We start from the raw sequence: 26,507 nt of genomic DNA, 5'->3' as shown, positions 1-26,507 counted from the left end.
CGGCGCGCGGGCGGCATCGGCCGGCGTCACAGCCGCAGCTCCGCCGCCTGCGGCAGCGGCAGCGGCAGATGCGTCGCCGCCACCACCAGGCCGCCGCGCGCGCGGTGCCGCTCGAACAGGCCGGCGAGCCGCGCGACCGAGGCGGCGTCGAGGCCGGAGCTCGGCTCGTCGAGCAGCCACAGCGCCGCGCCGCCATCGCCGGGAAGGCCGAGCGCGAGCCGCGCCAGGGCGAGACGCCGCCGCTGCCCGGCCGAGAGCACCCGCACCGGCAGGTCGGCGAGCGGGGCGAGGCCCACGGCCTCGAGCGCCGGCCCGGCCTCGCCGCCCCAGAGCCGCGCGTAGAAGCCGAGGTTCTCGCGCACCGTGAGGCCGGGCTTCAGCGCATCGTGATGGCCGACGTAGCGCAGCCGCCGCGCATGGGCGGCGCGGTCGGCGGCGATGTCCGCGCCCTGCCACAGCACCGCGCCGGCCGCCGCGGGGAGCAGCCCGGCGAGCACGCGCAGCAGGCTCGACTTCCCCGCGCCGTTCGGGCCGGTGACGAGCAGCGCGCCGCCGGCGGGCACGCGGAAGGAGAGGCCGGCGAAGACCGCCCCCCGCTCGCCCCGCACGCAGGCCAGGTCCCGCGCCTCCAGCATCCGCCCGTGCCCCCTCCGGCGTCCGGTCCGCCGATGGACCGGCCTGCCCCGCCATGCTTTAACCCGCCTGCCTCGCGTCCCGTAGGGGGCGCGCGCAGGACACCGACGACCAGCGAGGTTTTCCGACCATGCGGATGATCGGGCAGGACAGCCTGAAGACCCGCCGCACCCTGACGGTGGACGGCAAGGAGTACCACTACTTCAGCCTGCCCGAGGCGGGGCGGGCGCTCGGCGCCGACCTCTCCCGCCTCCCGCACAGCCTCAAGGTGCTGCTCGAGAACGTGCTGCGCTTCGAGGACGGGCGCTCCTACACCGTGGACGACGCCCGCGCCATCGCCGGCTGGCTGGACGGCGCGCATTCCGAGAAGGAGGTGCCGTTCCGCCCCGCGCGCATCCTGATGCAGGACTTCACCGGCGTGCCCGGCGTCGTGGACCTCGCCGCCATGCGCGACGGCATCGTCCGCCTCGGCGGCGATCCGCGCCGGGTGAACCCGCTGGTGCCGGTGGACCTCGTCATCGACCACTCGGTGATGGTGGACGTCAACGCGCGGCCGGACGCGCTGAAGCGCAACGTGGACATCGAGTTCGAGCGCAACCGGGAGCGCTACGAGTTCCTGCGCTGGGGCCAGAGCGCCTTCGACAACTTCCGCGTCGTCCCGCCGGGCACCGGCATCTGCCACCAGGTGAACCTGGAGTTCCTCGCCCAGGTGGTCTGGACCTCGCAGGAGGGCGGCACGAGCTACGCCTACCCGGATTCCTGCTACGGCACGGACAGCCACACGACGATGGTCAACGGCCTCGGCGTGCTCGGCTGGGGGGTGGGCGGCATCGAGGCGGAGGCGGCGATGCTCGGCCAGCCGATCGCCATGCTGATCCCGGACGTGATCGGCTTCCGCCTGACCGGCAGGCTGCGCGAGGGCGTCACCGCGACCGACCTGGTGCTGACGGTGACGCAGATGCTGCGCCGCAAGGGCGTGGTCGGGAAGTTCGTCGAGTTCTTCGGCTCCGGCCTCGACGACCTGCCGCTCGCCGACCGCGCGACGATCGGCAACATGGCGCCCGAGTACGGCGCGACCTGCGGCTTCTTCCCGGTGGACCGGGTCACGCTCGACTACCTGCGCCTGACCGGGCGCGAGGAGCACCGGATCCGGCTGGTCGAGGCCTACGCGAAGGCGCAGGGGCTGTGGCGCGAGTCCGCCTCGCCCGATCCGGTGTTCACCGACACGCTCGAGCTCGACCTCGCCACCGTCGAGCCCTCGCTCGCCGGGCCGAAGCGGCCGCAGGACCGGGTGGCGCTCGGCAATGTCGCCGCCTCCTTCGCCAAGGACCTCGCCGCCGGGGCGATGGGCGTGCCGGGCGACGAGGCGGGCAAGCGGGTGCCGGTCGAGGGGACGAACTACGACCTCGGCCATGGCGACGTGGTGATCGCCGCCATCACCTCCTGCACCAACACCTCCAACCCGAGCGTGCTGGTCGCGGCGGGGCTGGTGGCGAAGAAGGCGAACGAGAAGGGCATCAGGCCGAAGCCCTGGGTGAAGACCTCGCTCGCGCCGGGCAGCCAGGTGGTGACGGACTACCTGGAGGCGGCGGGGCTGCAGAAGGAGCTCGACGCGATCGGCTACAACACCGTGGGCTACGGCTGCACCACCTGCATCGGCAATTCCGGGCCGCTGCCGGACCCGATCGTGGACGCGATCGAGAACAACAAGCTCGTCGCCGCCGCCGTGCTCTCGGGCAACCGCAACTTCGAGGGGCGCGTGCACCCGAACGTGCGGGCGAACTACCTCGCCTCGCCGCCGCTCGTCGTCGCCTATGCGCTAGCGGGGTCGGTGACGAAGGACCTGACGACGGAGCCGCTCGGCACCGGCAAGGACGGGCAGCCGGTGTTCCTCAGGGACGTCTGGCCGACGCAGAAGGAGGTGAACGACACCGTCCGCTCCGTGCTGTCGCGCGAGATGTTCCAGAGGCGCTACGCCGACGTGTTCAAGGGCCCGCCGCAGTGGCAGGCGATCAGCGTCGCCGCGGAGAGCGACACCTACCGCTGGAACAGCGGCTCCACCTACGTGCAGAACCCGCCCTACTTCGAGGGGATGACGCTGGAGCCGAAGCCGGTCGAGCCGATCCGCGGCGCGCGGGTGCTCGCCGTGCTCGGCGATTCGATCACCACCGACCACATCTCGCCGGCGGGCTCGATCCGGCGGAACTCGCCGGCGGGCGAGTACCTGCTGCAGCACCAGGTGCGCCAGGCCGACTTCAACAGCTACGGCGCGCGCCGCGGCAACCACGAGGTGATGATGCGGGGCACCTTCGCCAACATCCGCATCCGCAACGAGATGGTGCCGGGGGTGGAGGGCGGCTACACGAAGCACCTGCCCTCGGGCGAGGTGCTGCCGATCTACGACGCGGCGATGCGCTACAAGAAGGAGGGCGTGCCGCTGGTGGTGATCGGCGGCAAGGAGTACGGCACCGGCTCCTCGCGCGACTGGGCGGCGAAGGGCACCTTCCTGCTCGGCGTCAAGGCGGTGATCGTCGAGAGCTTCGAGCGCATCCACCGCTCCAACCTGGTCGGGATGGGCGTGCTGCCGCTGACCTTCAGGCCGGGCGAGGACCGGAGGACGCTCGGCATCACCGGCGAGGAGGTGATCGACGTGCTCGGGGTCGAGAACCTCAGGCCGCGGATGATGCTGGAGCTGGTGATCCACCGCCCCGACGGCAGCACGCACCGGACCGAGGTGCTCTGCCGCGTGGATACGGCGGACGAGGTCGAGTACTACAAGAACGGCGGCATCCTGCACTACGTGCTGCGCGGGATGGCGAAGGCGGCGTAGGCGCGCTGCGGCGCAGCTTGCGGGGGCGCGGCCCCGAGAGGGACCGCGCCGTTTTTCGCGTACTGCGGGACGGCGGCCTGCAATCGTGCCTTTCCCGCCGTTCGATCCGGGCGTTGGCACGCCCCCTCGCGGATCGGGCCGGCGCTGCGCGGACCACGAGGCGGACCAACCGGAGCGCGCACGCGGTCGGACCGGGAGGGGCGGCAGAACGCTCACCCGTGCGGGCACCAATGGAGCGATCTCGCGGCGCCGCCTCCGCCCGAATGGGGCTCAGAAGCCGAACATGTGATCGAGCGAGAAACGGCCTCCCGCCTCGTCCAGGAGGCCGTGGTAGCCGAACAGGCGGCAGGTGCCGTCGCGGACCAGCACGTAGCCGCGCTCGCCGGCCCGGGCGAGTGCGGCAGCCGCGAACAACCGGTCGGGCCGGACCACCGCCGAGCCCGAGGCGGGGATGCCGAGCCGCGTCTCGGCGATCACCGCGCCGGCCCCATCGTGCAGCAGCAGCCGCGTATCGGAGGGTGCCGTCCGAGGCACCGAGGTCGGGTGGATCAGCACCGCGAAGCTGCGGTAGCCGGCTGGGCCGAGCCCCAGGAACAGCCGGGTCGATAGGCCGGGCGGTGGCCCCGCGTAGGACTGCGGCTCGCCCTTGTAGGTGAGGATCGTGTTGTAGACGTGCGCGCCGAAGCTCGCCTCCGCCGCGTGGCCGCTCCGCCGGTCCTCGTAGCGGAACAGCGCGTGAAGCCAGCCGTCCGCCTCGCCGCCCTCGCGGAAGTCGTAGAGCAGTTCGGCGTGGCCGCCGGTGCCGCGAAGGGCGCTCTCATCGAGGAGTTCGTCGAGGTCGAGCGCAACCGCATGATCGCGCGGCAGCCGGCCAAGGAAGCGCCGGGCGAGCCGCGCGCCGCCGGGCGCGAACACCTCGATGGCGAGCGGCAGGTCGGCCTGGCCGGTCGCCATCGGAGTCGGCTGCACGAGGGTGCGGAAGCGCTCCCGGTCGAGCACCGGGAAGGGCAGCAAGAAGCCGCGGCCCATCAGCGCGCCGAGTCCGGGGATCGCCGGATCGGGCGCGAGGTCCGTGCGCTCGACGTTGGCGTGTGCGATGCGCCGGCGATCGCCCCGCAGCACCTCGTAGCGCGGGCGGACGATGTGCCGTCCGGCAAACAGCTCGAGCTGCGCCGGCCAGGCGACCCCGGGGAGCAGTTCCGCCACGTCCAGCGCGGCCACCCCGAACGGCGGCACCGCCTCGCGCAGCGGCACCGGTTCACCGCGCCCCATGCGCGCGAGCCCGATGGCGCCGCGGGGGATCGGCACCGGATGCGCGTTCTCCAGCCAGACCACCACCCGTTCGTCCGGGCGCGGCGCGGGGAAGCCGGCGTAGCGGTCGGCGGGCCAGGGGTTGGCGTCGTGGGTGCAGGAGAGCGTCGCCCCGTCGCGGCGCGGGAGCACGTGCAGGACGTACTTCACCACGTCGTGCCCGGCGGTGCCGATCGCGTGCAGGAACAGGTGGCCGGCGAATTCCGGCAGGCCGAAGCGCGCGCGAACCTGCCGGCTGTCGATGGCGATGCCGCCCGGCCCGTTCGGCAGCGCCTCCTCCCACGTCGCCAGCGCGTGCCCCCCGGCGTCGAACAGGCGCAGCCACAGCCGCACACCATGCCCGCCGTAGCCGGCCCAGTAGTTGGCCGCCACCAGGCGCGTGGACAGGCCGTCGGCGTCGCGGAAGAAGGCCCAATTGGTCGCGAAGTTCAGCGGATCGAGCACGCGCCGCGGATTGGTCCGCAGCGCCGGCGGCAGCGCGGCATCGTCGGGCGCGGCGACGGTGGCGCCCGGCGGCATCCAGGGCGCCGCCTGCGCGGCGATGCGCCCGGCATCGTAAGCGGCGACGAGTACTGCGCGCGCGCCGGAGCGCGCCAGCTCCGTCACCGGCCGGGCGATGCGGCCGAGGCGCCGCGCGCCCGCCTCGCGCACGTCCTGCACGTACACGCCGGCGAGCGGAAGCGCCTCCTCCAGCGGGTGGAGCAGGGCCAGCGCCTCCGCGACGCCGACGGGATCGTAGACCGCAACCGTGCTGCCCGCGGCGGCGAGACGGGCGTAGAGGCCGCGGATCGCCTCGGCGGCCGGAGGGTGCGCGAGCGCCTTGTAGAGGACGTTGCCGCCGCGCGCGGCGTCGAAGGTGGCAATGTCCAGCATCTCGCCCGCCCCGCTCGCGGACGCTACAGCCCCAGCCGCCGCGCGACCTCGGCGGCCGCCATCGGCGTGTCGTCGAGCGGCGCGACCGGCCAGCTCCGGAAGCGCCCGGTGAACGGGTGCGCGCGCCGTTCGCGCATCAGCATCTCGATGAAGGCCCCGATGCGCCGCGACCGCCCCGGCAGCTCGAAGATGAAGATCGGTGCCGTCGTGGCGGCGGCCTCCGACATCATCGACACCGAATCGCAGGTCACGACGATCGCGTCCGCCAGCGCGAGAAGCCCGAAGTAGGGGTTCGCTCCCGCACCGCCCCACACGAAGGCGCCGAACGGGGCGAGCCGCCGGGACAGTGCCGCCGCCGCCTCCGGCGCGGTCCGCCGCGACGGCGTGACGGCCAGGCCGACCCTGTCGAACCGCGCCATTGCGCCGAGCTCGTTGGCAAGCCGCGTGGCGACCGGAACGTCGAGGCGGAAGCGGCCGTTCGAGCCGCCGACCAGCACCGCGACCAACGGGTGCGGCAGGTCGGCGAGCCGCGGCGCCCAGGCCGCGCGCGCCGCGGCGAGGCGTTCGGGCGAGGCGCGGTGCAGCGCGGTGCGCGTGACCACGACGTTCGGCCCGGTCAGGCCGTCGTGGCAGGCAGCGACCACGACGTCGAAGGACGCAGGGTCCATCTTCGGATGCTGCACGTGCACCGCCGGCACGCCGCGCCGGCGCAGCGCCGCGCCGACCGGCGCGGCCACGTTGCCGCAGCCAACCGCGAGGCGTGGCCAGGGCGGCCCCAGCGCCCCCGCCTCGGTGGTGACGCCGCGCAACGGCGAGGGCCAGAGGCGGCCGGGCAGCCAGTCCCACGGCAACCGCGCGCGCAGGCGCCGAGGTTCCGGGACCAGACGGAGCGCCTCGGCGAGGCCTAGCGCCTGTGCCTCCATGCCGGCGTGGCCCTCGGTGAGCACCCACGCGGAAGACGCGGCGCCGTTGCCGGTTGCGGCGGCGGGGGCGGGAGGGGTGGGGCCGGAGATGAGCACGACGATCTCCTCGTGCCGCTGCGGCCAGGCGCGGGGTTCGGCCGTCCTCCTGGACGATCTGAACAATATCGTCCAACTCGCCCTGCGAAACATCCTATGCGCTTCTGGAATCCAGGCCGGAATATCACTTTCCCGCGATAGGTATTATTCCGATATCAAGATAAGTCGACTGGGGATTTATAAAATTTTGCGAGCGAGTATTGAGAAGCAACCTGCGGAATGCGGCGCCGAACGCGTGCCATCCCGCCTCGACGGCATCGCCACGCCAACCATCCTCGTGACCGTCGCGCCGACCGCGGCGCGGTGCATCAGAGACTTGGGGCCCGGCGGAATCCGGGCGACCCGGGCGCGTGGACGGTGGCGAGGTGGACGATGATGGGGGACCGACTGCCGACCGGCAGGCCGGACACTGCGACGGCGGCAACCTCGCTGCCCGCCGGGAGCGCGGCGCCGCACGCGCGCCATCCGCGCGATGCGATCCGGCCGCGCGCTTGGCCGCCGCGGCGGCGGTCGGCTTCCTGCTGACGACGACTGCTTCCGGGGCGCGGCAGGGGAGCGGGGTCCGCATGAGGCGCTCGCCAACGCGACGTCGGCGCCCATCATCTCATCTCGCAGGTTGCCGGCGTGTTCCTCGCCGGCCTCGCGCAAGGCGGGAACCTCGTCGGCGCCATGACCATCGGCTGGAAGCGGGCGCGGTGGGCGCGCTACGGCGGGGATGCCGGCGACGGTTGCCCCGCCGCGCCGCCCGCCCCCGCGCGGGCCGGGAGCCGAACCTCAGCGCAGAGGCCGCCGAGATGCCGGGACCGGCGGAGGGCGAGCGAGCCGCCATAGGCCTCCGCGAGGTCGGCGACGATGGCGAGGCCGAGCCCGGTGCCCGGCTTCGTGGCGTCGAGCCGGCCGCCCCGGGAGAGCGCGGTCTCCGCCGCCTCCTGCGGGATGCCCGGCCCGTCGTCCTCGACCGCGAGCGCGACCAAGCCGGCATCCGCCGCCTCCTCGCCCCGCCGCGCGGCGACGCGGACCCGGCTCCGCGCCCACTGCGCCGCGTTCTCGGCGAGGTTGCCGAGGATCTCGGCGAGGTCCTGCGCGTCGGCCTCCGCCTCGCCCCGCCCCCTCAGCCGCTCAAGGCGGAGCATGACGCGCTGCACGAGGAGCTGGTGCGCGCCAGCCGCGCCGGCGGCTGCATCGGCGAGGCCGCGCGCGAGGTGGCGCGGCTGCTGCATCCGCACTTCGTGAAGGAGGAGGCGTTCGCTCTGCCGCCGCTCGGGCTGCTGGCACCGGCCGCGCGCGGCGAAGCGCTGCCACCCGCCGCCGAGGCAGCCGTACGGATGGCCGAGCGGCTGCAGGCCGAACTGCCGAAGATGCTGGCCGAGCACGGCCGAATCGTCGCCGCGCTCGTCACCCTGGCGGCCGCGGCCCGGGCCGAAGGGCGGGCGGATCCCGTCCGCTTCGCCGAGGCGCTGAAGCAGCACGCCCGGATCGAGGAGGAGGTGCTCTACCCTCCGGCGATCCTGCTCGGCGAGCAACTCCGGCCCGGCCAACGGACCGCGGCGCGGACACCGGCTTAGAGCCGTTTTCGCTCGGCCGTGCCGCTGCAACGGCTCCCGCTCGTTGTTGGTCGAGCGGATTCGCGCTTCCGGCTGTGTCCGGCCGTCCGTGATCGGCTCTAGGCGCCCCCCGGCTGGGGCCACCGATCGGGTGGCGCGCACGGCCGCAGGGGGGAGGTCGGGGCCGCGCTCGCGGTCGAAGGCGGCGGCGAAATCGTCACGGACGCGGCCCCCCATCGCATCCGCCGCGGCCAGGGCAGCGCCCCGAGGTGCCGAAGACCGTCCGCACGCACGCTCGCGCGGCCGGCGCGATGCCCGGCACGCGCCGCCGCGGCGCAGCGCCGGCCCCTCGCATGCGGGGCGGATCAGGCCGGTCCCGGCCGGCCCGCCCCGCCCTCGCGCGGCGCGGCCGCCGGGGCGAGGGCGGCGAGGCCGCGCAGCAGCTCGACCGGCAGCGGGAAGACCACCGTCGAGTTCCGCTCGCCGGCGATGAGCTGGACGGTGGAGAGGAAGCGGAGCTGCATCGCCTCCGGCACCGTGGCCAGGACGCGCGCCGCCTCGGCCAGCTTCTCGGCGGCCTGAAGCTCGCCCTCGGCGTCGATGATGCGGCCCCGGCGGTTGCGCTCGGCCTCGGCCTGGCGCGCGATCGCGCGCACCATGCTCTCGTCGATGTCGACATGCTTGATCTCGACGTTGCCGACCTTGATGCCCCAGGCGTCGGTCTGGCTGTCGAGGATCGTCTGGATGTCCTGGTTCAGCTTGTCGCGCTCCGCCAGCATCTCGTCGAGCTCGTGCTTGCCCAGCACCGAGCGCAGCGTGGTCTGCGCGAGCTGGCTGGTCGCGGTCATGTAGTCCTCGATCTCGATCACCGCCCGGTCGGCGTCCACGACGCGGAAGTACACGACCGCGTTCACCTTCACCGAGACGTTGTCGCGCGAGATCACGTCCTGGCTCGGCACGTCCATCACGACGGTGCGCAGGTCCACCCGCTGCATCTGCTGCACCAGCGGGATGAGCAGGATCAGCCCGGGCCCGCGGACGCCGGAGAAGCGGCCGAGCGTGAACACCACGCCACGCTCGTACTCGCGCAGCACTCGAACCGATGCCCACAGCAGCGCCACCACGGCGAGCAGGATGAACAGGTAGATCGGGGCATCCGTGATGGTCATCGCGAATTCCTTTCCTCCAGGGCGGACTCCTCCTCGACCTCGAGCCGGAGGCCGCGGCGAGCGCGCACGCGCACCGTCTGGCCGGGCCGCAGCGGGGCGCGCGCGGTGGCGATCCAGCGTTCGCCGTGCACCCGCACCACGCCCTCGCCGTCGTGCCATTCGAGCACCTGGCCGCGGGCGCCGATCATCGCCTGGGCGCCGGTGACCACCGGCCGCCGCCCCGCGCGCCAGACCGACGCCACCACCACGGCCAGCAGCAGCGCGCCGAGCCCGGCCGCCACCGCCACCACCGTGAGGGAGAGTTCGAAGCCCGGCACGCCGATGTCGAAGGTGACGGCGGCGCCGAGCACCAGGGCGGCGAGCCCCCCTACGCCGAGCACGCCGAAGGAGGGCACGAAGGCCTCGGCGACCAGCAGGGCGATGCCCAGTCCGATCAGGGCGAGGCCCGCCAGGTTCACCGGCAGCAGGTTGAGGGCGAACAGCGCGAGGATCAGCGAGATGCTCCCGATCACCCCGCCGACGCCGAAGCCCGGCGCGGAGAACTCGAACAGCAGGCCGTAGACGCCGAGGAGCAGGAGCAGGAAGGCGATGTTGGGATCGGAGATCAGGGCGAGCAGGCGGTGTCGCCAGCCGGGGTCGAAGGGCTCCACCGCGAGCCCCGTCGTGTCGAGCCGCGCGGGCCCGTCGGGCATGCGCACCGTGCGCCCGTTGGCCTTGGCGAGGAGCTCGTCGAGATCGGTGGCCAGCAGGTCCACCACGCCGAGTTCGAGCGCCGTGCTCGCCGGCACGCTCGCCGCCTCGCGCACCGCCCGCTCCAGCCAGTCGGGATTGCGGCCGTGATAGTCGGCAAGGCCGCGAACATAGGCCACGGCGTCGTTCACCGCCTTGGCCACGGCCGGGTCCTCCTTGCCGGGATCGCCGACGCCGCCGAGGCGGACCGGCGTGGCGGCGCCGGTCGCGGTCCCCGGCGCCATGGCCGCGACATGCGCGGCCGACAGGATGAAGGTGCCCGCGCTGGCGGCCCGCGCCCCACGTGGCGCGACCCAGACCGCCACCGGCACCGGCGAGGCCAGGATGTCCCGAACGATCTCGCGGGTGGACGCGTCGAGTCCGCCGGGGGTGTCGAGGCGGATCACGACCAGGGCGAGGTTCCGTGCCGCGGCGCGGGCGAGGCCGTCGCGCAGGTAGCCGGCGACGCCCGGACCGATCCCGCCCTCGACCGTCAGCACCAGGGCCAGCCGCTCGGCCGCGGGACGCTGCGCGGCCGCGCCGTCGGGCCAAACGGCGAGGACGGTCAGCAGCAGGGAAGCCAGCAGGCGAAGGAGGCGCGGGCGTCGGATCATGCCGGCTGGCCTCGCGATCCCCGGCCGGGGCGCACTTGCCGCGGCCGGCGCGCCCGTCCGACGGCGAGCGCCATCGCCCTGACGGCCTGCGGGTCGCCGCATCCCACCTCGCCTTCCTCCCGCGGTCCGACCGCGGCCGATGCCCTCACGGGCTTCGGCCGCCTCGGCGCGAGCATGGCGGCAGCCGCGTCCTCATGGCGGTCTTGCGCGGCGCGGACCGCTCGCCAGGGCGAGATCTGCACCGCGCCGACCCGCCACGCACTGACATGCATCAACATCCGCCCGGCCGCTCCGTCCGCCCCGAGGATCGCACGATCGGCGCAGGACTTGCCATCTGCGGTTGGGCGGGGGTCCCGGCGCGGGAGGGAGGGGCGATCGCCGCCGTTGCCGGGCGGATCGCGTGGGCAAGGGCCGCCTGGCGGCGTCGCGAGGCGGGCGGCGTCCATCCCTGATCGGCTGGCCGGCCACGCGGGCGAGCATGGACCGCCGCCGTGGAGCGGCAGCGCGGGCCGGAGCGTGGGCGCCCTGAGAGGCGCCACGGGACGGGAGCCGTCCGCTGGGGGGATTCGCATCGTCGGCCGCAATCCCGTGAAGCGCGTGTTGCGGGTTCGTGCGGCCGACGCGGCAGGGCGCATGATCCCGTGCCAGAAGTGTGGCGAACCGCGGTCGCCGCCTTGATCGCTGGGCGCCGCGCTGCCGGGCGGCCCTGAGACCTCCCCGACCGCCCGTCTCCCGGCGGAGGTGGCGCTGCCCCGCTTCGGCGGACGGCCGGTGGCTGGCGGTCGGTTGTCGTCGGCCAGGTCGGCCGGTTCCCTCGTCGCGGTGGCGATGCCGGGGGCGTCGAGGACAGGCGGCGTGACCGGATGTCGGGCACGACGGCGAGGAACGGGAAGCCCGCCGCAGCCGGCCCGCGCGCGCTCCCGGGATCGGTCTCGTCTCTCGCGGGCCGAGGCGGGCCTCCGACGGCCACCGCCTTCGCCGGAATGGCGCGCTCCCGCCGCCGGCGATGGTTCGTGCGGCGGAGCCTGCTCGGCTTCTCCCGCTCGGCCTGGCGAGCCCGGCGCGCGATCGGCCGCGCGCCCGGCCCGAACTCACGAGCCGGGTCCCGCGGGGGCCGCCACGACCGCACCAGATCCGCCGGCCGGCGCCGGGATCCCGGCGGGCAGGCATTCCGAATTCCGTCTTCTCGGACGCTTCCGTCCCCGGCCTCTGGATGTCCACGAAGCCGGATCGTCTCCGCACGCTTATGATGGGCCGGCGCCCCTCGGCCGCCGCCGCAGCCCCCAGGAGTCTGTCTGCCATGGATGTCCTCGCCCTGCCGCCCGTGATCCGCCTGCACCCCGAGGACGGCGTGGCGATCGCCCGCCTCGCCCTGCCGCCCGGGACGCCGGTCGCGGCGGGCGTGCGCGTGGGCGAGCGGCGCATCCCGCCCGGGCACAAGGTCGCCCTCCGGCCGCACGCGGAGGGCGAGCCGGTCCGCCGCTACGGCCAGATCATCGGCTTCGCGACGCGGCCGATCGCGCCCGGCGACTGGGTGCACACGCACAACTGCGGCATGGGCGACTTCGCCAGGGACTACGCCTACGGCGCGGACGCGCGCCCGACCGAGCCCGCGCCCGTCCCCGCCACCTTCCAGGGCATCCGCCGCGCCGACGGGCGCGTGGCGACGCGCAACTACATCGGCATCGTCACCAGCGTGAACTGCTCCGCCCACGTCGCGGAGCTGATCGCGCGGCAGTTCGAGCGCAACCCGATCACCGGCGAGGACCCGCTCGCCGCCTGGCCGAAGGTGGACGGCGTGGTGGCGCTGACCCACAAGACCGGCTGCGGCATGACGATGGGCGAGCCGCTGCGGCTGCTCCGCCGCACGCTGGCGGGCTACGCGCGGCACCCGAACTTCAGCCATGTGATCGCGATCGGCCTCGGCTGCGAGGTCAACCAGCTCGGCCCGCTGCTCGAGGAGCAGCGCCTCGCCGGCCGCCTGCGCACGATGGACATCCAGGAGCGCGGCGCGCGCGCCACCGTCGAGGCCGGCATGGCCTTCGTGCGCGAGGTGCTCGACGAGGCGAACGCCGTGCGGCGCGAGACGGTGCCTGCGAGCGAGCTGACCGTCGCGCTGCAGTGCGGCGGCTCGGACGGCTATTCGGGCATCACCGCCAACCCGGCGCTCGGCGCGGCGAGCGACCTCCTGGTGCGGCACGGCGGCACGGTGATCCTTTCCGAGACGCCGGAGACCTACGGCGCCGAGCACCTGCTGACGCGCCGCGCGGTGAGCCGCGAGGTCGGCGAGAAGCTCGTCGCGCTGATGCGCTGGTGGGAGGAGTACACGGCGCGCGAGGGGGCGGAGATGGACGCCAACCCCTCGCCCGGCAACAAGGCGGGCGGGCTGACGACGATCCTGGAGAAGTCGCTCGGCGCGATGGCGAAGGCGGGCACGACCAACCTGGTCGAGGTGTACCGCTACGCCGAGCCGGTCACCGCCAGGGGCTTCGTCTTCATGGACACGCCGGGCTACGACCCGGTGGCGGCGACGGGGCAGGTCGCGGGCGGCGCCAACCTGGTCTGCTTCACCACCGGCCGCGGCAGCGTGTTCGGCTGCAAGCCGGCGCCCTCGATCAAGCTCGCCACCAACACGCCACTCTACGAGCGCATGCGCGAGGACATGGACGTGAACTGCGGCACCATCCTCACCGGCGAGGAGACGGTGGCGCAGTGCGGCGAGCGGATCTTCGAGCTGATGCTGCGCGTCGCGGGCGGCGAGCGGACGAAGAGCGAGGCGCTGGGCTTCGGCGGCGCGGAGTTCGCGCCGTGGACGATCGGCGCGACGATGTAGGCGGGGGCGGGGACTCTCCCTCGCCCCCCTTCATGCCGGGGCCATTCGGCATTCCCCCACCACGGCGCGACGGTGCGCCCGGCACGCCGCTCAGCGGCCTCCGCGCGGCGTCTGCGCCGCCGGCCGTGCCTGCTGCTGCGGCGGCGGCTGCAGCGCCGCCTCCAGCTCCTCGATGCGCGCGACGGTGAAGTGCAGGTAGCAGGCCGCGCGCTCGACCGGGGCCCGCTCGCCGAGGCTCTGGGAGCTGCCGACGAAGTCGCAGTGCCGCTGCCGGTACGCGGCCCAGGCCGTCTGCACCTCGCCGAAGGCGGCGCCGCGCTCGGGCGGCTCCATCGCCGCCTGCAGCCGCTCCAGCGCCTGCCCCATCCGCTGCTCCATCGCCGCGTTCTGCCGGTCCAGGCATTCCAGGTAGCGCGGCACCTCGCGCACCGTGCCGATGCAGCCGCGCACCTCGCGGTCCACCGCGGCCGCCAGGGGCTCGGGCCGGGGCTGCTGCGCGCGGCGCTGCTGCGCCAGCGCGGGATGCGCCGCGGCGGCCAGGAGACCGGCCGCCGCCAGGGCCGCCAGCGCGGCGCGCGCCGCCGTCGTCCTCCGCGCGGCGCTCATTCCGCCGCCACCACCCGCTGCACCTGCTCGCCGAGACCGGCGATGCCGAGCCGCATCGTCTGCCCGGGCCTGAGGAACACCGGCGCCGGCTTCTTGCCCAGGCCCACGCCCGGCGGCGTGCCGGTGCTGATCACGTCGCCCGGATGCAGCGTGATGCACTGGCTGACGTAGCTGACGAGCTTCGCCACGCCGAAGATCATGGTGCGGGTCGAGCCGTCCTGCATCCGCTGCCCGTCCACCTCGCAGAACATCGCGAGGTCCTGCGGGTCCGGCACCTCGTCCTTGGTCACCAGCCACGGGCCGAGCGGGCCGAAGGTGTCGAAGCCCTTGCCCTTGTCCCAGCTCCCCCCGCGCTCGAGCTGCCATTCGCGCTCGGAGACGTCGTTGCAGATCGTGTAGCCGGCGACGTGGTCCAGCGCCTGCGCCTCCGGCACGTAGCGGGCCGTCCGGCCGATGACGATGGCGAGCTCCACCTCCCAGTCCGTCTTGGTCGAGCCGCGCGGGATGACGACGTCGTCGTTCGGGCCGCACAGCGCGCCGAGCGACTTGAGGAACACGATCGGCTCCTTGGGGATCGCCGCGCCCGTCTCCGCCGCGTGGTCGGCGTAGTTGAGGCCGATGCAGACGAAGTTCGTCATGCCCGCGACCGGCGGGCCGAGGCGCGGCTGGCCCGCGACCTTCGGCAGCGACGCCGGATCGAGCGCCGCGAGCCGCGCCAGGCCCTCCGGCGACAGCGCCTCGCCCCGGAGGTCCGCGATCACACCGGAGAGGTCGCGGATCGCCCCCCCCGCATCGAGCATCCCCGGCCTCTCCTGCCCCTTCGGGCCGTAGCGCAGCAGCTTCATCCGTTCGGTCCCCCTCGGTTCGGGTCAGTTCGTCCAGCCGCCGTCTATGACGACGGCCTGCGCGGTCATGAAGGCGCTCTCGTCGGAGGCGAGATAGACGGCGAGCGCCGCGATCTCCTCCGCCCGCGCGAGCCGGCCCATCGGCTGGCGCGCGACGAAGGCGGCGCGCGCCTGCTCCACGCCCCCGGCCTCCGCCGCGTTGGCGGCGATGCGCTCGGAAAGCGAGGGCGTGTCCACCGTGCCCGGGCAGATGCAGTTGCAGCGGATGCCGCGCGTCACGAAGTCCGCGGCGACGCTCTTCGTCAGCCCGATCACCGCGGCCTTGGTGGTGCCGTAGACGAAGCGGTTGGCCACGCCCTTCACGCTGGAGGCGGCGGAGGCCATGTTGACGATGCTGCCGCGGCCGCGCGCCAGCATGCCCGGCAGGAAGGCGCGGATCGTGCGCGCCATGGACCGCACGTTGAGGTCGAAGGCGAGGTCCCACTCCGCCTCCGTCCAGCTCAGCGCCGTGTTCTGGTGCACGACGCCGGCGCAGTTGAACAGCACGTCCACCGCCCCCGCGTCCCTCGCGGCCGCCTCGATCGCCGCGGCGTCGCGCACGTCGAGCCGCGCGGTGCTCACGCCCGGCCACGCGCCGAGATCGGCGAGCTTCGCCGCCTCCACGTCGGTCACGATCACCTCCGCCCCCTCGGCGGCGAAGGCGAGCACGGTGGCGCGGCCGATGCCCTGCCCGGCCGCCGTCACGAAGCACCGCTTGCCAGCGAGCCTGCCGGCCATCCCTGTCCCTCCCCGAGCCCGTCCGCCCGCTGTAGTGGCGCGCGGGCCGGCGCGTCAACTCAGTGGTTGTGCCGGCTCTCGCCGCGCGTCTCGAGGATGTTGAGGTACATCGTCGCCGGCTCCAGGCACATGCCGCGGCCGAGCTGGCCGACCATGCCGCGGAAGATCTCCTCCCACGGCGTCTTGTTGAGGAGCTGCGGCGGCCTCCAGGCCCGCCGGCGCGCCTCCAGCTCGGCCTCGGGGATCAGCACGTCCACGCGGCGCGCCCTGAGATCGATGCGGATCGGATCGCCGGTCCGCAGCAGCGCGAGCCCGCCGCCCACCGCCGCCTCCGGCGTGACGTTGAGGATCGAGGGGCTGCCGGAGGTGCCGCTCTGCCGCCCGTCGCCCATGGTCGGCAGCGCCTCGACGCCGGCTCTGATCAGCGCCGCCGGCGGCTGCATGTTCACCACCTCGGCGCTGCCGGGATAGCCGACGGGGCCGCAGTTGCGGATCACCAGCACGGTGCGCTCGTCGATGCCGAGGCTCGGGTCCTCGATGCGGTCGTGGTAGTCCTCCGGCCCCTCGAACACCACGACCTTGCCCTCGAACACGTCGGGCGGGTCGGAGAGGAAGCGGCGGCGGAAGGCCTCGTCGATCACGCTCACCTTCATCACCGCGTTGTCGAAGATGTTGCCGGCGAGCACCATGAACCCGGCGCGCTCCTTCAGCGGGCGGCCATAGGGGCGGATCACCTCGCGGTCCGGCTCCCCGACGTGCGCCAGGTTCTCCGCGACCGTCCGCCCGGTCACCGTCATCGCGCCGCCGTGCAGCCTGCCCGCGCGCAGCAGCTCGCGCATCACCGCCGGCACGCCGCCGGCGCGGTGGAAGGCCTCGCCGAGGAAGCGGCCCGCCGGCTGGCAGTCCACCAGCAGCGGGATGTCGTGGCCGATGCGGTCCCAGTCCTCGATCGCGAGCTCCACCCCCATGTGGCGGGCGATGGCGATGATGTGCGGCGGGCAGTTGGTGCTGGCGCCGATCGCGCTCGCCACCACGATCGCGTTCTCGAAGGCCTCGCGCGTCATGATGTCGGAGGGGCGCAGGTTGGCGCGCACCATCTCGACGATGCGCCGCCCCGTCGCGTAGGCCATCTGCCCGCGCTCGCGGTACGGGGCGGGGATGGCGGCGCAGCCCGGCAGGCTCATCCCCAGCGCCTCGGCGAGCGAGTTCATCGAGAGCGCCGTGCCCATGGTGTTGCAGTGGCCGATGCTGGTGGCGCTGGAGGCCACCAGCTCCATGAAGCCCTCGTAGTCCAGCTCGCCGGCGGCGAGGCGCTTCCTCGCCTCCCAGACGATGGTGCCGGAGCCGGTGAGGCGGCCCTTGTAGTGCCCGTCCAGCATCGGCCCGCCGGAGAGCACGATCGCCGGGATGTTCACCGTCGCCGCGCCCATCAGGCAGGCGGGGGTGGTCTTGTCGCAGCCCGTGGTCAGCACCACGCCGTCGAGCGGGTAGCCGTGCAGCACCTCGACCAGCGAGAGGTAGGCGAGGTTGCGGTCGAGCGCCGCGGTCGGCCGCTTGCCGGTCTCCTGGATCGGGTGGATGGGGAATTCGAGCGCGACGCCGCCGGCCTCGCGCACGCCCTCCCTGATCCGCTGCGCCAGGTCGAGGTGGTGGCGGTTGCAGGGGGCGATGTCGCTGCCGGTCTGGGCGATGCCGATGATCGGCTTGCCGGACTGCAGCTCGCCCCGCGTCAGGCCGAAGTTCAGGTAGCGCTCGACGTAGAGCGCCGTCATGCCCGGGTCTTCCGGGTCGTCGAACCAGCGCTGGCTGCGCAGCCGGAACGGCTTCTGCGTCTGGTCGGAACCGGCCATGTCGGACACCCCTTCCTGTCGGCCGGAAGCCTGGGTGGGCGCGCCGGCCCCTGTCAACGCCGCGCCCCTCGCCGCCGGTCGCCTCCCGCCTGATGCCGCGATCCGCCACCGCCCTGCCGTCCACCCCGCCCTGCCGGACCGGGCGCGCCGCGGCCACGCCGCCCGCGGGGAAGGCGAAGGCCGGGTCGCCTTCCGCCCCGCCCGGGCGGCGCGGAGCCGGACGCCGCGCGCAACGCGCCCCGCGCCGCGTTGCAGCGCGGGCGGCGGTGTCGTCGTTCCGGACCCGGCGTCGCGCGATCGCGCCTTGCGGAAGGGCGCAATTCGCGGCTTCGTTCGGCGCCCGGGCGCCGGCTATTGCGCCCGTTTCGCGAATTGTTGCATCTGTTTCGGACGCCCGGCCCGGGCCGCCCCCGGGCGGGGCGGGACGGCGACACGAGGCGGAGGGAGTCGCATGGCCGACCAGCCGGAGATCGTCGTCGTGGACGACGAGAAGGCCCTCCGCGACGCCGTCGGCGAGTACCTCGCCCGGCACGGGTTCGCCGTGCGCTGCGTGGAGAGCGGCGAGCGGATGCGCGCGGCGCTGCGCGAGCGCCCGGCCGACATCGTCCTGCTCGACATCGCCATGCCCGGCGAGGACGGGCTCGCCATAGCCCGCTCGCTGCGCGGCGGCGAGTTCGGCGACATCGGCATCGTGATGCTGACCGCCGCGGGCGACGTCGTGGACCGCGTCGTCGGGCTGGAGGTCGGGGCGGACGACTACGTGGCCAAGCCCGCCGACCTGCGCGAGCTGCTCGCGCGGCTCCGCGCCGTGCTGCGCCGGCGCGAGACGGCGCGCCAGGCGGCGCAGCAGGCCGCGGCGGCGGCCGCGCCGTCCGGCGCCCGGGGCGGCGCCGCGGCGCAGGCGGGCGCCACGCGCCGCATCCGCATGGGGCGCACGCAGCTCGACCTCGACGCGCGGCGGCTCATCGGCGCGGACGGCAACGAGATCCCGCTCGGGCCGAGCGAGTTCGCCCTGCTGCGCGCCTTCGCCGAGCGCCCGGGGCGGGTGCTGAGCCGCGAGACGCTGCTCGAACTCGCGCACCCCCGCGGGGAGGAGCATTTCGACCGCTCGATCGACGTCCGCATCGCGCGGATCCGGCGCAAGATCGAGGCCATCCCGGACCAGCCGAGCGTGATCAAGACCGTGCGGGGCGCGGGCTATGTCTTCGACCCGGCGGCCGAGCGCTGACCGCCGCGCCGCCGCGGGGCGGAAGGGCGGCGAGCCGTCGCGCCGCGGCGCCTCGCGCGCGGCCTCCCCGGCGCCCGCCGCGAGGCGGGGCGGGGGCGGCCCGGCGCGCCTGGCGCCGCTGCCGCGCTTCGATCCCGGCACCCTGGCCGCGGTGCTCGACGCCGCGCCGGTGCGCATCGCGGTGATGGACCGCCGGCGCCGGCACATCTACGTCAACGCCGAGATGTGCGCCTTCCTCGGCCTGCCGCGCGAGGAGATCATCGGCACGACCGTGGCGGACATGCTCGGCCGCGCCACGGCGCGGCGCATCGCCCCGCTCGGCCGCCGCGCCCTCGCCGGCGAGACGCATCGCTGGCAGGGCTGGATCCAGTACCTCGACCGCAGGGACCCGGCCGCCCCGCCGCGCCGGCGCTTCGTGGACCGGATCTACGCCCCCGTGCTCGGCCCGCGCGGCACCATCGGCGCCTACATGGTGATCACCCGCGACCTCACCGAGGCGAAGGAGCGCCAGGAGGAGCTGGAACGGCGCGGCCGCCAGCTCGAGGAGATCCTGGACGCGATCCCCGCGCGCATCTGCCTGGTCGGCCGCGACTTCCGCTACCGCTTCGTCAACCGCGAATTCGCCGAGTTCGCCGGCCGCAGGGCGGAGGAGATCATCGGCCTGACCACCGAGGAGCTGGTCGGCCCCGAGGTGAAGCGCCGGCTCGACCCGCTCGCCCACCGCGCCCTCGCCGGCGAGACGGTGAAGGAGGAGGGCTGGATCCGGTACCGCCGGAGCGGGCCGAAGTACATCACCTGGGTCTTCGCCCCGAAGCGCGCCGACGACGGCAGCATCGAGGGCTTCGCCGTGTTCATGCGCGACCTCACCGAGCTGAAGGCGCGCGAGGAGGAACTGGCGCGGCGCACGACGCAGCTCGAGACCATCCTCTCCAGCATCGGCGACGGGGTGAGCATCGTGGACCCCGAGGGCCGGCTGATCCTGTGCAACAGGGGCTTCCTCGACCTGTTCGGCTTCCCCGCCGAATTCGCACGCCCCGGCACGCCGATCGAGGCCTTCGTGCGCCACCGCCTCGCGCGCGGAATCCTCTCCGGCCACGACCGGCGCGGCGCCGACCTCGAGACCCTCGTCGCCGAGCGCGTCGCGCGCCTCCTCGGCGCGACGGATTCGGTCGAGGAGGACCTGCGCTCCGACGGGGTGTGCCTGGAGATCCGCCGCCGCCGCCTGCCGGACGGCTGCCTGGTCTCCACCTACACCGACGTCACCGCGCGCCACGAGGCCGAGCGCGCCCGCCGCGCCCAGCGCGACGCGCTGCGCCGGGCCGAGCAGCTCTCCACCACAGCCTCCCTCCTCGCCGGCGTCGCGCACGAGATCAACAACCCGCTCGCCGTCGTCGCCGCCCAGGCGCTGCTGCTCGCCGAGGAGGCCGAGGGCACGCCGCTCGCCGCGCGCGCCGAGGCGGTGCGCGAGGCGGCGCAGCGCTGCGGCCGCATCGTCGCCAGCCTGATGGCGAGCGCGCGGCGCCGGGCGCAGCGGCGCGAGCGGCTCGACCTCGCGCAGGCGGTGCGGGCGGGGCTCGACCTCGCGGGCTACGGGCTGGACGCGGCGGGCATCGCGCTCGCGCTCGACCTGCCCGAGGACCTGCCGGAGCTGCGCGGCGATCCCGACCAGATCGCGCATGTGGTGGCGAACCTGGTCGCCAACGCCCAGCACGCGCTCGAGGGGATCGGCGGCCAGGGCGCCGCGGCGGCGGCCGGGGCCGGCGGCACCGCGCCGGACCGCCCGCGGCGCCTCGCGATCTCCGCCCGGCGCGTCGCGGGGGCGATCGAGCTTCGGGTGGCCGACAACGGGCCGGGCATCCCGCCCGAGCTGCGCGAGCGCGTCTTCGACCCGTTCTTCACCACCAAGCCGGACGGGGTGGGGACCGGCGTCGGGCTCGCCCTCTGCCGGGCCGTGGCGGGGACGCATGGCGGCGCGATGCGCGCGGAGGAGACGCCGGGCGGCGGGGCGACCTTCGTCCTCAGCCTGCCGGCGCCCGACCCGGCGCCCGCGGCGGCGCGGCGGCGTGCGCCGCCCGAGCCGGTCGGCGGCCGATAGGGGGGGATCGGGGCCGGCCGGGAACGGCGCCGCCCGGGCCGCCGCGGCCGTCAGGTGCCGATCTGCTCCTCCAGGAACACCTGCACCGCCTGGAACAGCGCGGCGCGGTTGCGCTCCATGAGCATCGTGTGCGTGCCCTCGCCGAGGACGACCAGGCGCTTGGCGGGGGCGGCGGTCAGCAGCGGGAACAGCGTGCTCGCCATGGAGAGCGGCGTGTCGCGGTCCCACTCGCCGAGCACCAGCAGGGTCGGCGCGGTGATCCTCGACGGGTCGTACCAGGGCCGGCCCGCGGACCAGAACTCCTGGCTGTCCTGCAGCACGCCGTTGGGCGCGCGGAGCACGGGCGGGTTCCGCCGCAGCCCCTCCGGATCGGTCGCCCAGGTGACACCGGCCCAGTGCTCGAACCAGCCGGCCGGGATCAGCGCCGCCTTCTTCTCCTCCGGAACGCCGCTGAGCCAGCGCTCGCGCGCCTGCGCCTGCGTCACCGTGCGGTAGGCGCCGAGGCCGCCCGGCCCCGGCTGCACCAGGCTCGGCGTCTGGCGGATCCAGAGCGGGGCGTAGAGCACCAGGCGCTCGACCAGCGTCGGGTTCTCCGCCGCGAACCGTCCCATCAGCGCGGTGCCCCAGGACCAGCCCATGTGCACGATGCGCGGCAGGCCGCGGCGCCCGCGGATGAAGGCGGCGACGGCCGCGATGTCGGAGAGCGCCGTCTCGCCGCGCACCAGGGGCGGGTTCTCCGAGGGCGGCCGCGCCATCTCCGGCGGCCGGGTCGAGCGGCCGTAGCCCCGGATGTCCATGCACCAGACGTCGAAGCCGCGGCTCGCGATGTAGTCCATCCAGGAGAGGCCGCCGAGCGGCAGGTCGAAGGCGGTGTGCGCCGGGTAGGTCGCGCCGTGCACGAACAGCACCGTGCGGTCCGGCCGCGCCGGCGCCGCGTCGCCCTCCGGGCGCTTGTTGCGCACGAACAGCTCGATCCCCGGATCGCCGGCGGGGACCATGAACTCCTCGGTCGCCAGCCGCGGCGCGGGCTGCGCGGAGGCGGACGGGACCGTTCCGCCGGCGAGCGGCGCGGCGAGCAGGGGCGAGGCGAGCAGGGCGCGGCGGCGCATGGCGGCGTGCTCCGGCAGGGCGATGCGGGTCCGGTGGCGGCGAATCTTGCCCGACGCCGCAGCGGCAGGCCAGCCGAGGCGGGGGCGGGCCGGCGGATCAGGCGGGTCCCCTCATTCCGCCTCCGGCGGGATGACGTTCGTCCGCTTCCCCTCCACCAGCACGTCGCGCATCGTCTCCGCGCTCTTGCGGCGGATGTCCTCCCACGCCTCGGGCGTGTGGAAGGCGATGTGCGGGGTGACGACGAGCCGCCCCGCCAGCCAGGGCTCCCGCGCGCGGTAGGCCCGCAGCAGCGCGGGCAGCGGCTCGCGCGGCGGCTCCTCCGGGACCACGTCGAGACCGGCGCCGGCGAGGTGGCCGTCGCGCAGCGCCCGCTCCAGCGCGTCGAGGTCGAGGATCGGGCCGCGCGCCGTGTTCACCACCACCGCGCCGCGCGGCAGCAGGCGCAGCTCCCGCTCCCCGATCAGGCCGCGCGTCGCGCGCGTCAGCGGCGTGTGGATCGAGAGCACGTCGGACTGCGCGAGCAGCTCCTCGAGCGTGCGCGCGCGGTGGACCCCGATCGCGCGGTCGGCGCCGTTGGGCAGGTGGGGGTCGAAGAAGGCGACGCGGAAGCCCATCGCCCTGGCGCGCAGCGCCGCCGCCGTGCCGATGCGGCCGAGGCCGAGGATGCCGAAGGTCTGCGCCTCCAGCCGCCGCACCAGCGGCGAGGGCATCACGCCCCAGGGCGCCGGCGGGTCGGCGCGCTGGGTGTCGTGGTAGAGCAGCAGGCCGCGGCGCAGCGCCATCGCGAGCAGGAGGGCGAACTCCGCCACCTCCTGCGTGCCGTAGTCCGGCACGTTGCAGACGGTGATGCCGCGCGCGGCGCAGGCGGCGCGGTCCACGCGGTCGTAGCCGACGCCCATGCGCACCACGACCTTCAGGCGCGGGAAGCGCGCGAGCTGATCGCCCGGCACCGCCATGCGCAGCGTCATCAGCCCGTCGGCCTGCTCGCAGAGGGCGTCGGGCAGCTCGGCGAGGCTCGCGCGGGCGTTGCCGCGGAGGATGCGGACCGAGGGGCCCATCACCTCCTGCTCGAGTCGGGTGTCGGGATAGAGCCCCTCGGGCTCGAGCACCGCCAGCGTCACGCGCGAATCCCCCTGGCCGGACCGGCGAGGGAGCATGCGGGCCGTGCGCCGCGGGCGCAACCGGGGCTGCGCGCGGGTCCCGCGACACGGCGGGATGCCGCGCCGCCGGACCGGTTGTGGCGAGCGGCGCCGCCGGCCCATGATGGCGCGCCCCGCCGGACAGGGAACCATGACCGAACGCAAGATCCTCGTGACCGGCGCCGCCAGCGGCATCGGCGCCGCCGCCTGCCGCGCGCTGGCCGCTTCCGGCGCCGCGATCGCCGTCCACACCCGCGCCAACCGGGACGGCGCGGAGCGCACCGCCGCGGCGGTGCGCGAGCGCGGGGGCGAGGCCGTGGTGCTGCTCGCCGACCTCGCCGCGCCCGACGCCCCGGCGCGGCTGGTCGAGCAGGCGGCCGCGGCGCTGGGCGGGCTGGACGTGCTGGTCTCCAACGCCGGCTTCGCCGACCGCACGCCGGTCGAGCGCCTGGCGGACGCCGACTTCGCCCGCAGCCAGGACGCCATCGCCTGGGCCTTCCTGCGCCTCGCCCGCGCCGCGCGGCCGCACCTGGCGGCGGGGCGCGATCCGCGGCTGATCGCCGTCTCCTCCTTCGTCGCCCACCTCTTCCGCAGCGACACCCCGACCTTCCCGGCCTCCGCCGCGGCCAAGGCGGCGGTGGAGGCGCTGGTGAAGGCGCTGGCGATCGAGTGGGCGCCGGCCGTCACGGTGAACGCCGTGGTGCCCGGCTACACGCGCAAGGACCCGGGCGCGCACGCGGCGCTGAGCGCCGCGCAGTGGGAGGCGACGCTCGCGCGCATCCCGCTGCGCCGCCTCGGCACGCCGGAGGAGGTGGCGCACGCCGTCGCCTTCCTCGCCTCGCCGGGCGCGGGCTACGTCACCGGGCAGATGCTGCACGTGGACGGCGGGATCGTGATCTGACGCGGCCGGCCCTCAGGGCAGCAGGCGGTGGATCGTGACCGCGCGCTCCTCGCGGTCCTCCAGCTCGCGCGTCGTCGGCACGAGGAAGCGGCGCACCGGCGCCAGCCCCTCGCGCGGCAGGTAGGCGCGGCCGGGATCGGCGAGCAGCACCTCGGCGCCGGCGGCGGCGAGGCCGCGCAGCCAGGGCAGGATGCGGCGCGCCATCGGCGCCTCGTAGCAGACATCGCCGGCGAGCACCGTGTCCCAGCGGCAGGCGGCGCCGACCAGGTCCTCCGCGACGACCGCGACGCGAAGGCCGTTCAGCGCCGCGTTGAGCCGCACCGCGGCGATGGCGAGCGGATCGATGTCGGCCGCCTCCACCCGCGCCGCCCCGGCGCGGGCGGCGGCGATCGCGCCGATGCCGCAGCCGGCGGCGAAGTCGAGGACGCGCCTGCCGGCAACGCGCGCGGGCTCGTCCAGCAGCAGCCGCGCCAGCGCCTGCCCGCCGGGCCAGGCGAAGGCCCAGAAGGGCGGCGCGATGTTCGCCCGCGACAGCCACGCCTCGGTCGCCTGCCAGATCGGCGTGATCTCGGTGGCGAGGTGCAGCGCGATCTCGGGCACGAGCGGCGCGCGCGCGACGGCGGTGTGGGCGCGGATGAAGCCCTCGGCTTCCGCCGTCACAGGCGGCCGAGCAGGATGGCGAGCGCGACGGCGAGCCCGACCTCGCGGTTCGCCTTGAACAGCCGCAGGCAGCGCGCCGGGTCGTGGATGTCGAGCGCGGCCACCTGCCGCGCCAGCAGCGCCGCGGGCAGCGCCAGCGCCGCGAAGAACGGCCAGCCGAGCCCGGCGAGCCAGCCGGCGAGCGCGAGCAGCGCCACCGTCGCGGCGTAGCAGGCGGCGAGGAAGGGCCGCGTCCGCTCGCCGAAGCGCAGCGCGGTCGAGCGGATGCCGACCAGGGCGTCGTCCTCGCGGTCCTGGTGCGCGTAGATCGTGTCGTAGCCGAGGATCCAGGCGATCGCGGCCGCGTAGAGCGCCGCCGTCACCCCGTCCACGCCGCCCGTCGCGGCCGCGTAGCCCAGCGGCGCGCCCCAGCCGAAGGTGAGGCCGAGCACCAGTTGCGGGAAGTCCGTGACCCGCTTCGCCAGCGGATACAGCACCACCGGCACGAGCGAGAGCACGCCGAGCGCGATCGCCACGGCGTTGAGCTGCAGCAGCACCGCCAGCCCCACCGCCGACAGCGCGGCGAGGAAGGCGAGCGCCTGCGCCGGCGCCACCGCGCCCGAGGCGAGCGGCCGCCCGGCGGTGCGCGCCACGCGCCGGTCCAGCTCGCGGTCCCATAGGTCGTTCACCACGCAGCCCGCGCCGCGCATGACCAGCGCGCCGAGGGCGAAGAGCAGCGTCAGCCGCACCCCCTCCGCCCGGCCCGGCGCGGCCAGGCAGATCGCCCAGAGCCCGGGCAGGAACAGCAGCCAGGCGCCGATCGGGCGGTCGAAGCGGGCGAGCAGCGCGTAGGGCCGCCAGGCGGCGGGCAGGCGCGCGACCCAGCCCTCGGCGCGGATGTCGGTGAAGCCTTGCACGGGGTGGAGTAATGTCGCCGGAGCAGACGCCATGTCCACCCCGCCCCGCCTGTTCCTCGACGCGCCGCTCGAAGCGGGCGCGGAGGTTCCCGCCGCGCCCGGCCAGGGCCACTACCTCGGCACGGTGCTGCGCCGCGCCGTGGGCGATCCGATCCGGCTGTTCAACGGCCGCGACGGCGAGTGGGCGGCGCGCATCGCCGGCCTGCGCAAGGACCGCGCCAGCTTCGTCGTGGAGCGCCGGCTCCGGCCGCAGGCGGCGGAGCCCGACATCCGCCTCCTCCTCGCCGCGCTCAAGCGCGACGCGATGGACTGGGTGGCCGAGAAGGCGACCGAGCTCGGCGCGGCGCTGATCCAGCCGGTCTTCACCCGCCGCACCGTCGCGGACCGCGTCAACGCCGCGCGCCTCGCCGCCATCGCGCGCGAGGCGGCGGAGCAGTGCGAACGCCTGAGCGTGCCGCGCGTCGCCGAGGCCGCGCCGCTGCACGCCGTGCTGGACGCCTGGGACGCCGCGGTGCCGCTGCTCGTCGGCGACGAGCGGCGCGCTTCGCCGCCGATCGCGCGTGTCGCGACCGCCGCCGGGCTGCGCCCGCCCTTCGGCTGGCTGGTCGGCCCCGAGGGCGGGTTCGAGGCCGCGGAGCTTGACGATCTGCGCCGGCGATCCTTTGTTTCGACGGTCGCCCTCGGCCCGCGCATCCTGCGGGCCGAGACGGCGGCGGTCGCCGGCCTCGCGGCGCTGCAGGCGCTGGCGGGGGACTGGACGGGGGCCATATAACCCACCGCTGCTCAACCCGCCGCTGCTGCTGCCCGGGCGATGCGCCCGCACGCGGTCCGGCTGCGCGCTTTGG

At 75.1% G+C, this 26,507-nt stretch carries 21 protein-coding genes; 7 read left to right on the top strand and 14 right to left on the bottom strand.

Going from position 1 to position 26,507, the window contains the following annotated elements:
* Nucleotides 1-26: 26 nt before the first annotated feature.
* Nucleotides 27-635 (bottom strand): heme ABC exporter ATP-binding protein CcmA, encoded by a 609-nt coding sequence (ccmA, locus tag IEX99_RS02525; RefSeq protein ID WP_188898079.1) that lies wholly within the window; start codon nt 633-635, stop codon nt 27-29.
* Between the two features lie 128 nt (nt 636-763).
* Here ccmA and acnA point away from each other — a divergent pair, with 128 nt between their 5' ends.
* The gene (gene acnA, locus IEX99_RS02520) at nt 764-3,463 is read left to right on the top strand and encodes an aconitate hydratase AcnA (RefSeq protein WP_188898077.1); all 2,700 of its coding nucleotides are present in this window, start codon (nt 764-766) and stop codon (nt 3,461-3,463) included.
* A 270-nt stretch (nt 3,464-3,733) separates the two neighbouring features.
* Here the strand turns inward: acnA and IEX99_RS02515 are convergent, their stop codons facing one another.
* From IEX99_RS02515 to IEX99_RS22280, 3 genes are all read right to left on the bottom strand, one after another.
* Nucleotides 3,734-5,647, bottom strand: a complete 1,914-nt coding sequence (locus tag IEX99_RS02515) for a hypothetical protein (protein ID WP_188898075.1) — start codon at nt 5,645-5,647, stop codon at nt 3,734-3,736.
* Nucleotides 5,648-5,670: 23 nt separating this feature from the next.
* Nucleotides 5,671-6,666, bottom strand: coding sequence for a mitochondrial fission ELM1 family protein (locus IEX99_RS02510; RefSeq protein ID WP_229677753.1), 996 nt, complete (start codon nt 6,664-6,666; stop codon nt 5,671-5,673).
* A 704-nt stretch (nt 6,667-7,370) separates the two neighbouring features.
* Nucleotides 7,371-7,886 (bottom strand): ATP-binding protein, encoded by a 516-nt coding sequence (locus IEX99_RS22280; RefSeq protein WP_229677752.1) that lies wholly within the window; start codon nt 7,884-7,886, stop codon nt 7,371-7,373.
* On the opposite strand from IEX99_RS22280, the gene IEX99_RS22275 reads away from it, so the two are divergent.
* Complete coding sequence (locus tag IEX99_RS22275) at nt 7,869-8,231, top strand: hypothetical protein (RefSeq protein ID WP_229677751.1); 363 nt, start codon at nt 7,869-7,871, stop codon at nt 8,229-8,231. The genes IEX99_RS22280 and IEX99_RS22275 overlap by 18 nt on opposite strands.
* Nucleotides 8,232-8,575: 344 nt before the next feature.
* On the opposite strand, the gene IEX99_RS02500 is transcribed toward IEX99_RS22275, so the two are convergent.
* Nucleotides 8,576-9,379, bottom strand: a complete 804-nt coding sequence (locus tag IEX99_RS02500) for a slipin family protein (RefSeq protein ID WP_188898071.1) — start codon at nt 9,377-9,379, stop codon at nt 8,576-8,578.
* Nucleotides 9,376-10,722 carry an NfeD family protein gene (locus IEX99_RS02495; RefSeq protein ID WP_188898069.1) on the bottom strand — a complete coding sequence of 449 codons (1,347 nt, stop codon included), beginning with the start codon at nt 10,720-10,722 and terminating at the stop codon, nt 9,376-9,378. Before IEX99_RS02495 ends, IEX99_RS02500 begins: the two co-directional genes overlap by 4 nt.
* Nucleotides 10,723-12,022: 1,300 nt before the next feature.
* Between IEX99_RS02495 and IEX99_RS02490 the strand changes: the two genes are divergently transcribed.
* Nucleotides 12,023-13,555, top strand: a complete 1,533-nt coding sequence (locus IEX99_RS02490; protein ID WP_188898067.1) for a UxaA family hydrolase — start codon at nt 12,023-12,025, stop codon at nt 13,553-13,555.
* A gap of 90 nt (nt 13,556-13,645) precedes the next feature.
* On the opposite strand, the gene IEX99_RS02485 is transcribed toward IEX99_RS02490, so the two are convergent.
* From IEX99_RS02485 to IEX99_RS02470, 4 genes are read right to left on the bottom strand one after another with little or no spacing between them, the layout of a single operon-like run.
* Nucleotides 13,646-14,161, bottom strand: a complete 516-nt coding sequence (locus tag IEX99_RS02485) for a lysozyme inhibitor LprI family protein (RefSeq protein WP_188898065.1) — start codon at nt 14,159-14,161, stop codon at nt 13,646-13,648.
* Nucleotides 14,158-15,006 (bottom strand): fumarylacetoacetate hydrolase family protein, encoded by an 849-nt coding sequence (locus tag IEX99_RS02480; RefSeq protein ID WP_188898063.1) that lies wholly within the window; start codon nt 15,004-15,006, stop codon nt 14,158-14,160. Before IEX99_RS02480 ends, IEX99_RS02485 begins: the two co-directional genes overlap by 4 nt.
* Nucleotides 15,007-15,030: 24 nt before the next feature.
* Nucleotides 15,031-15,783 (bottom strand): SDR family oxidoreductase, encoded by a 753-nt coding sequence (locus IEX99_RS02475; RefSeq protein WP_188898061.1) that lies wholly within the window; start codon nt 15,781-15,783, stop codon nt 15,031-15,033.
* A 59-nt stretch (nt 15,784-15,842) separates the two neighbouring features.
* The gene (locus tag IEX99_RS02470) at nt 15,843-17,633 is read right to left on the bottom strand and encodes an IlvD/Edd family dehydratase (RefSeq protein ID WP_188898059.1); all 1,791 of its coding nucleotides are present in this window, start codon (nt 17,631-17,633) and stop codon (nt 15,843-15,845) included.
* Nucleotides 17,634-18,084: 451 nt separating this feature from the next.
* Here IEX99_RS02470 and IEX99_RS02465 point away from each other — a divergent pair, with 451 nt between their 5' ends.
* Together IEX99_RS02465 and IEX99_RS02460 are read left to right on the top strand one after the other, a co-directional pair.
* Nucleotides 18,085-18,861 (top strand): response regulator, encoded by a 777-nt coding sequence (locus IEX99_RS02465; RefSeq protein ID WP_188898057.1) that lies wholly within the window; start codon nt 18,085-18,087, stop codon nt 18,859-18,861.
* Complete coding sequence (locus tag IEX99_RS02460) at nt 18,833-20,956, top strand: PAS domain-containing sensor histidine kinase (RefSeq protein WP_188898055.1); 2,124 nt, start codon at nt 18,833-18,835, stop codon at nt 20,954-20,956. The genes IEX99_RS02465 and IEX99_RS02460 overlap by 29 nt, the downstream gene beginning before the upstream one ends.
* Before the next feature lie 50 nt (nt 20,957-21,006).
* On the opposite strand, the gene IEX99_RS02455 is transcribed toward IEX99_RS02460, so the two are convergent.
* Nucleotides 21,007-22,065, bottom strand: coding sequence for an alpha/beta hydrolase (locus IEX99_RS02455; RefSeq protein ID WP_188898053.1), 1,059 nt, complete (start codon nt 22,063-22,065; stop codon nt 21,007-21,009).
* A gap of 111 nt (nt 22,066-22,176) precedes the next feature.
* A complete protein-coding gene (locus tag IEX99_RS02450; RefSeq protein WP_229677750.1) occupies nt 22,177-23,187 on the bottom strand; it encodes a C-terminal binding protein in 1,011 nt (336 codons plus the stop codon).
* A 169-nt stretch (nt 23,188-23,356) separates the two neighbouring features.
* On the opposite strand from IEX99_RS02450, the gene IEX99_RS02445 reads away from it, so the two are divergent.
* On the top strand, nt 23,357-24,106 hold the full coding sequence (locus IEX99_RS02445) for an SDR family NAD(P)-dependent oxidoreductase (RefSeq protein WP_188898049.1): 750 nt from the start codon (nt 23,357-23,359) through the stop codon (nt 24,104-24,106).
* 12 nt (nt 24,107-24,118) lie between these two features.
* Here the strand turns inward: IEX99_RS02445 and IEX99_RS02440 are convergent, their stop codons facing one another.
* Nucleotides 24,119-24,766, bottom strand: a complete 648-nt coding sequence (locus IEX99_RS02440; RefSeq protein WP_188898047.1) for a class I SAM-dependent methyltransferase — start codon at nt 24,764-24,766, stop codon at nt 24,119-24,121.
* Nucleotides 24,763-25,695, bottom strand: coding sequence for a 4-hydroxybenzoate octaprenyltransferase (gene ubiA, locus IEX99_RS02435; protein WP_188898045.1), 933 nt, complete (start codon nt 25,693-25,695; stop codon nt 24,763-24,765). The genes IEX99_RS02440 and ubiA overlap by 4 nt, the downstream gene beginning before the upstream one ends.
* Between ubiA and IEX99_RS02430 the strand changes: the two genes are divergently transcribed.
* A complete protein-coding gene (locus tag IEX99_RS02430) occupies nt 25,694-26,434 on the top strand; it encodes a 16S rRNA (uracil(1498)-N(3))-methyltransferase (RefSeq protein WP_188898043.1) in 741 nt (246 codons plus the stop codon). The two genes, ubiA and IEX99_RS02430, sit on opposite strands and share 2 nt — an antisense overlap.
* Nucleotides 26,435-26,507: the final 73 nt, after the last annotated feature.

The organism is Caldovatus sediminis (assembly GCF_014644455.1).
Classification (GTDB): domain Bacteria; phylum Pseudomonadota; class Alphaproteobacteria; order Acetobacterales; family Acetobacteraceae; genus Caldovatus; species Caldovatus sediminis.
This window is presented reverse-complemented; position numbering and strand designations above follow the sequence as displayed.

Bases quoted from the DNA above. Each gene is read 5' to 3' on its own strand.
- ccmA (WP_188898079.1), bottom strand. From the start codon at position 635: ATGCTGGAGGCGCGGGACCTGGCCTGCGTGCGGGGCGAGCGGGGGGCG.
- acnA (WP_188898077.1), top strand. From the start codon at position 764: ATGCGGATGATCGGGCAGGACAGCCTGAAGACCCGCCGCACCCTGACG.
- IEX99_RS02515 (WP_188898075.1), bottom strand. From the start codon at position 5,647: ATGCTGGACATTGCCACCTTCGACGCCGCGCGCGGCGGCAACGTCCTC.
- IEX99_RS22280 (WP_229677752.1), bottom strand. From the start codon at position 7,886: ATGCAGCAGCCGCGCCACCTCGCGCGCGGCCTCGCCGATGCAGCCGCC.
- IEX99_RS02500 (WP_188898071.1), bottom strand. From the start codon at position 9,379: ATGACCATCACGGATGCCCCGATCTACCTGTTCATCCTGCTCGCCGTG.
- IEX99_RS02495 (WP_188898069.1), bottom strand. From the start codon at position 10,722: ATGATCCGACGCCCGCGCCTCCTTCGCCTGCTGGCTTCCCTGCTGCTG.
- IEX99_RS02490 (WP_188898067.1), top strand. From the start codon at position 12,023: ATGGATGTCCTCGCCCTGCCGCCCGTGATCCGCCTGCACCCCGAGGAC.
- IEX99_RS02485 (WP_188898065.1), bottom strand. From the start codon at position 14,161: ATGAGCGCCGCGCGGAGGACGACGGCGGCGCGCGCCGCGCTGGCGGCC.
- IEX99_RS02480 (WP_188898063.1), bottom strand. From the start codon at position 15,006: ATGAAGCTGCTGCGCTACGGCCCGAAGGGGCAGGAGAGGCCGGGGATG.
- IEX99_RS02475 (WP_188898061.1), bottom strand. From the start codon at position 15,783: ATGGCCGGCAGGCTCGCTGGCAAGCGGTGCTTCGTGACGGCGGCCGGG.
- IEX99_RS02470 (WP_188898059.1), bottom strand. From the start codon at position 17,633: ATGGCCGGTTCCGACCAGACGCAGAAGCCGTTCCGGCTGCGCAGCCAG.
- IEX99_RS02465 (WP_188898057.1), top strand. From the start codon at position 18,085: ATGGCCGACCAGCCGGAGATCGTCGTCGTGGACGACGAGAAGGCCCTC.
- IEX99_RS02460 (WP_188898055.1), top strand. From the start codon at position 18,833: ATGTCTTCGACCCGGCGGCCGAGCGCTGACCGCCGCGCCGCCGCGGGG.
- IEX99_RS02455 (WP_188898053.1), bottom strand. From the start codon at position 22,065: ATGCGCCGCCGCGCCCTGCTCGCCTCGCCCCTGCTCGCCGCGCCGCTC.
- IEX99_RS02445 (WP_188898049.1), top strand. From the start codon at position 23,357: ATGACCGAACGCAAGATCCTCGTGACCGGCGCCGCCAGCGGCATCGGC.
- IEX99_RS02430 (WP_188898043.1), top strand. From the start codon at position 25,694: ATGTCCACCCCGCCCCGCCTGTTCCTCGACGCGCCGCTCGAAGCGGGC.
- ubiA (WP_188898045.1), bottom strand. From the start codon at position 25,695: ATGGCGTCTGCTCCGGCGACATTACTCCACCCCGTGCAAGGCTTCACC.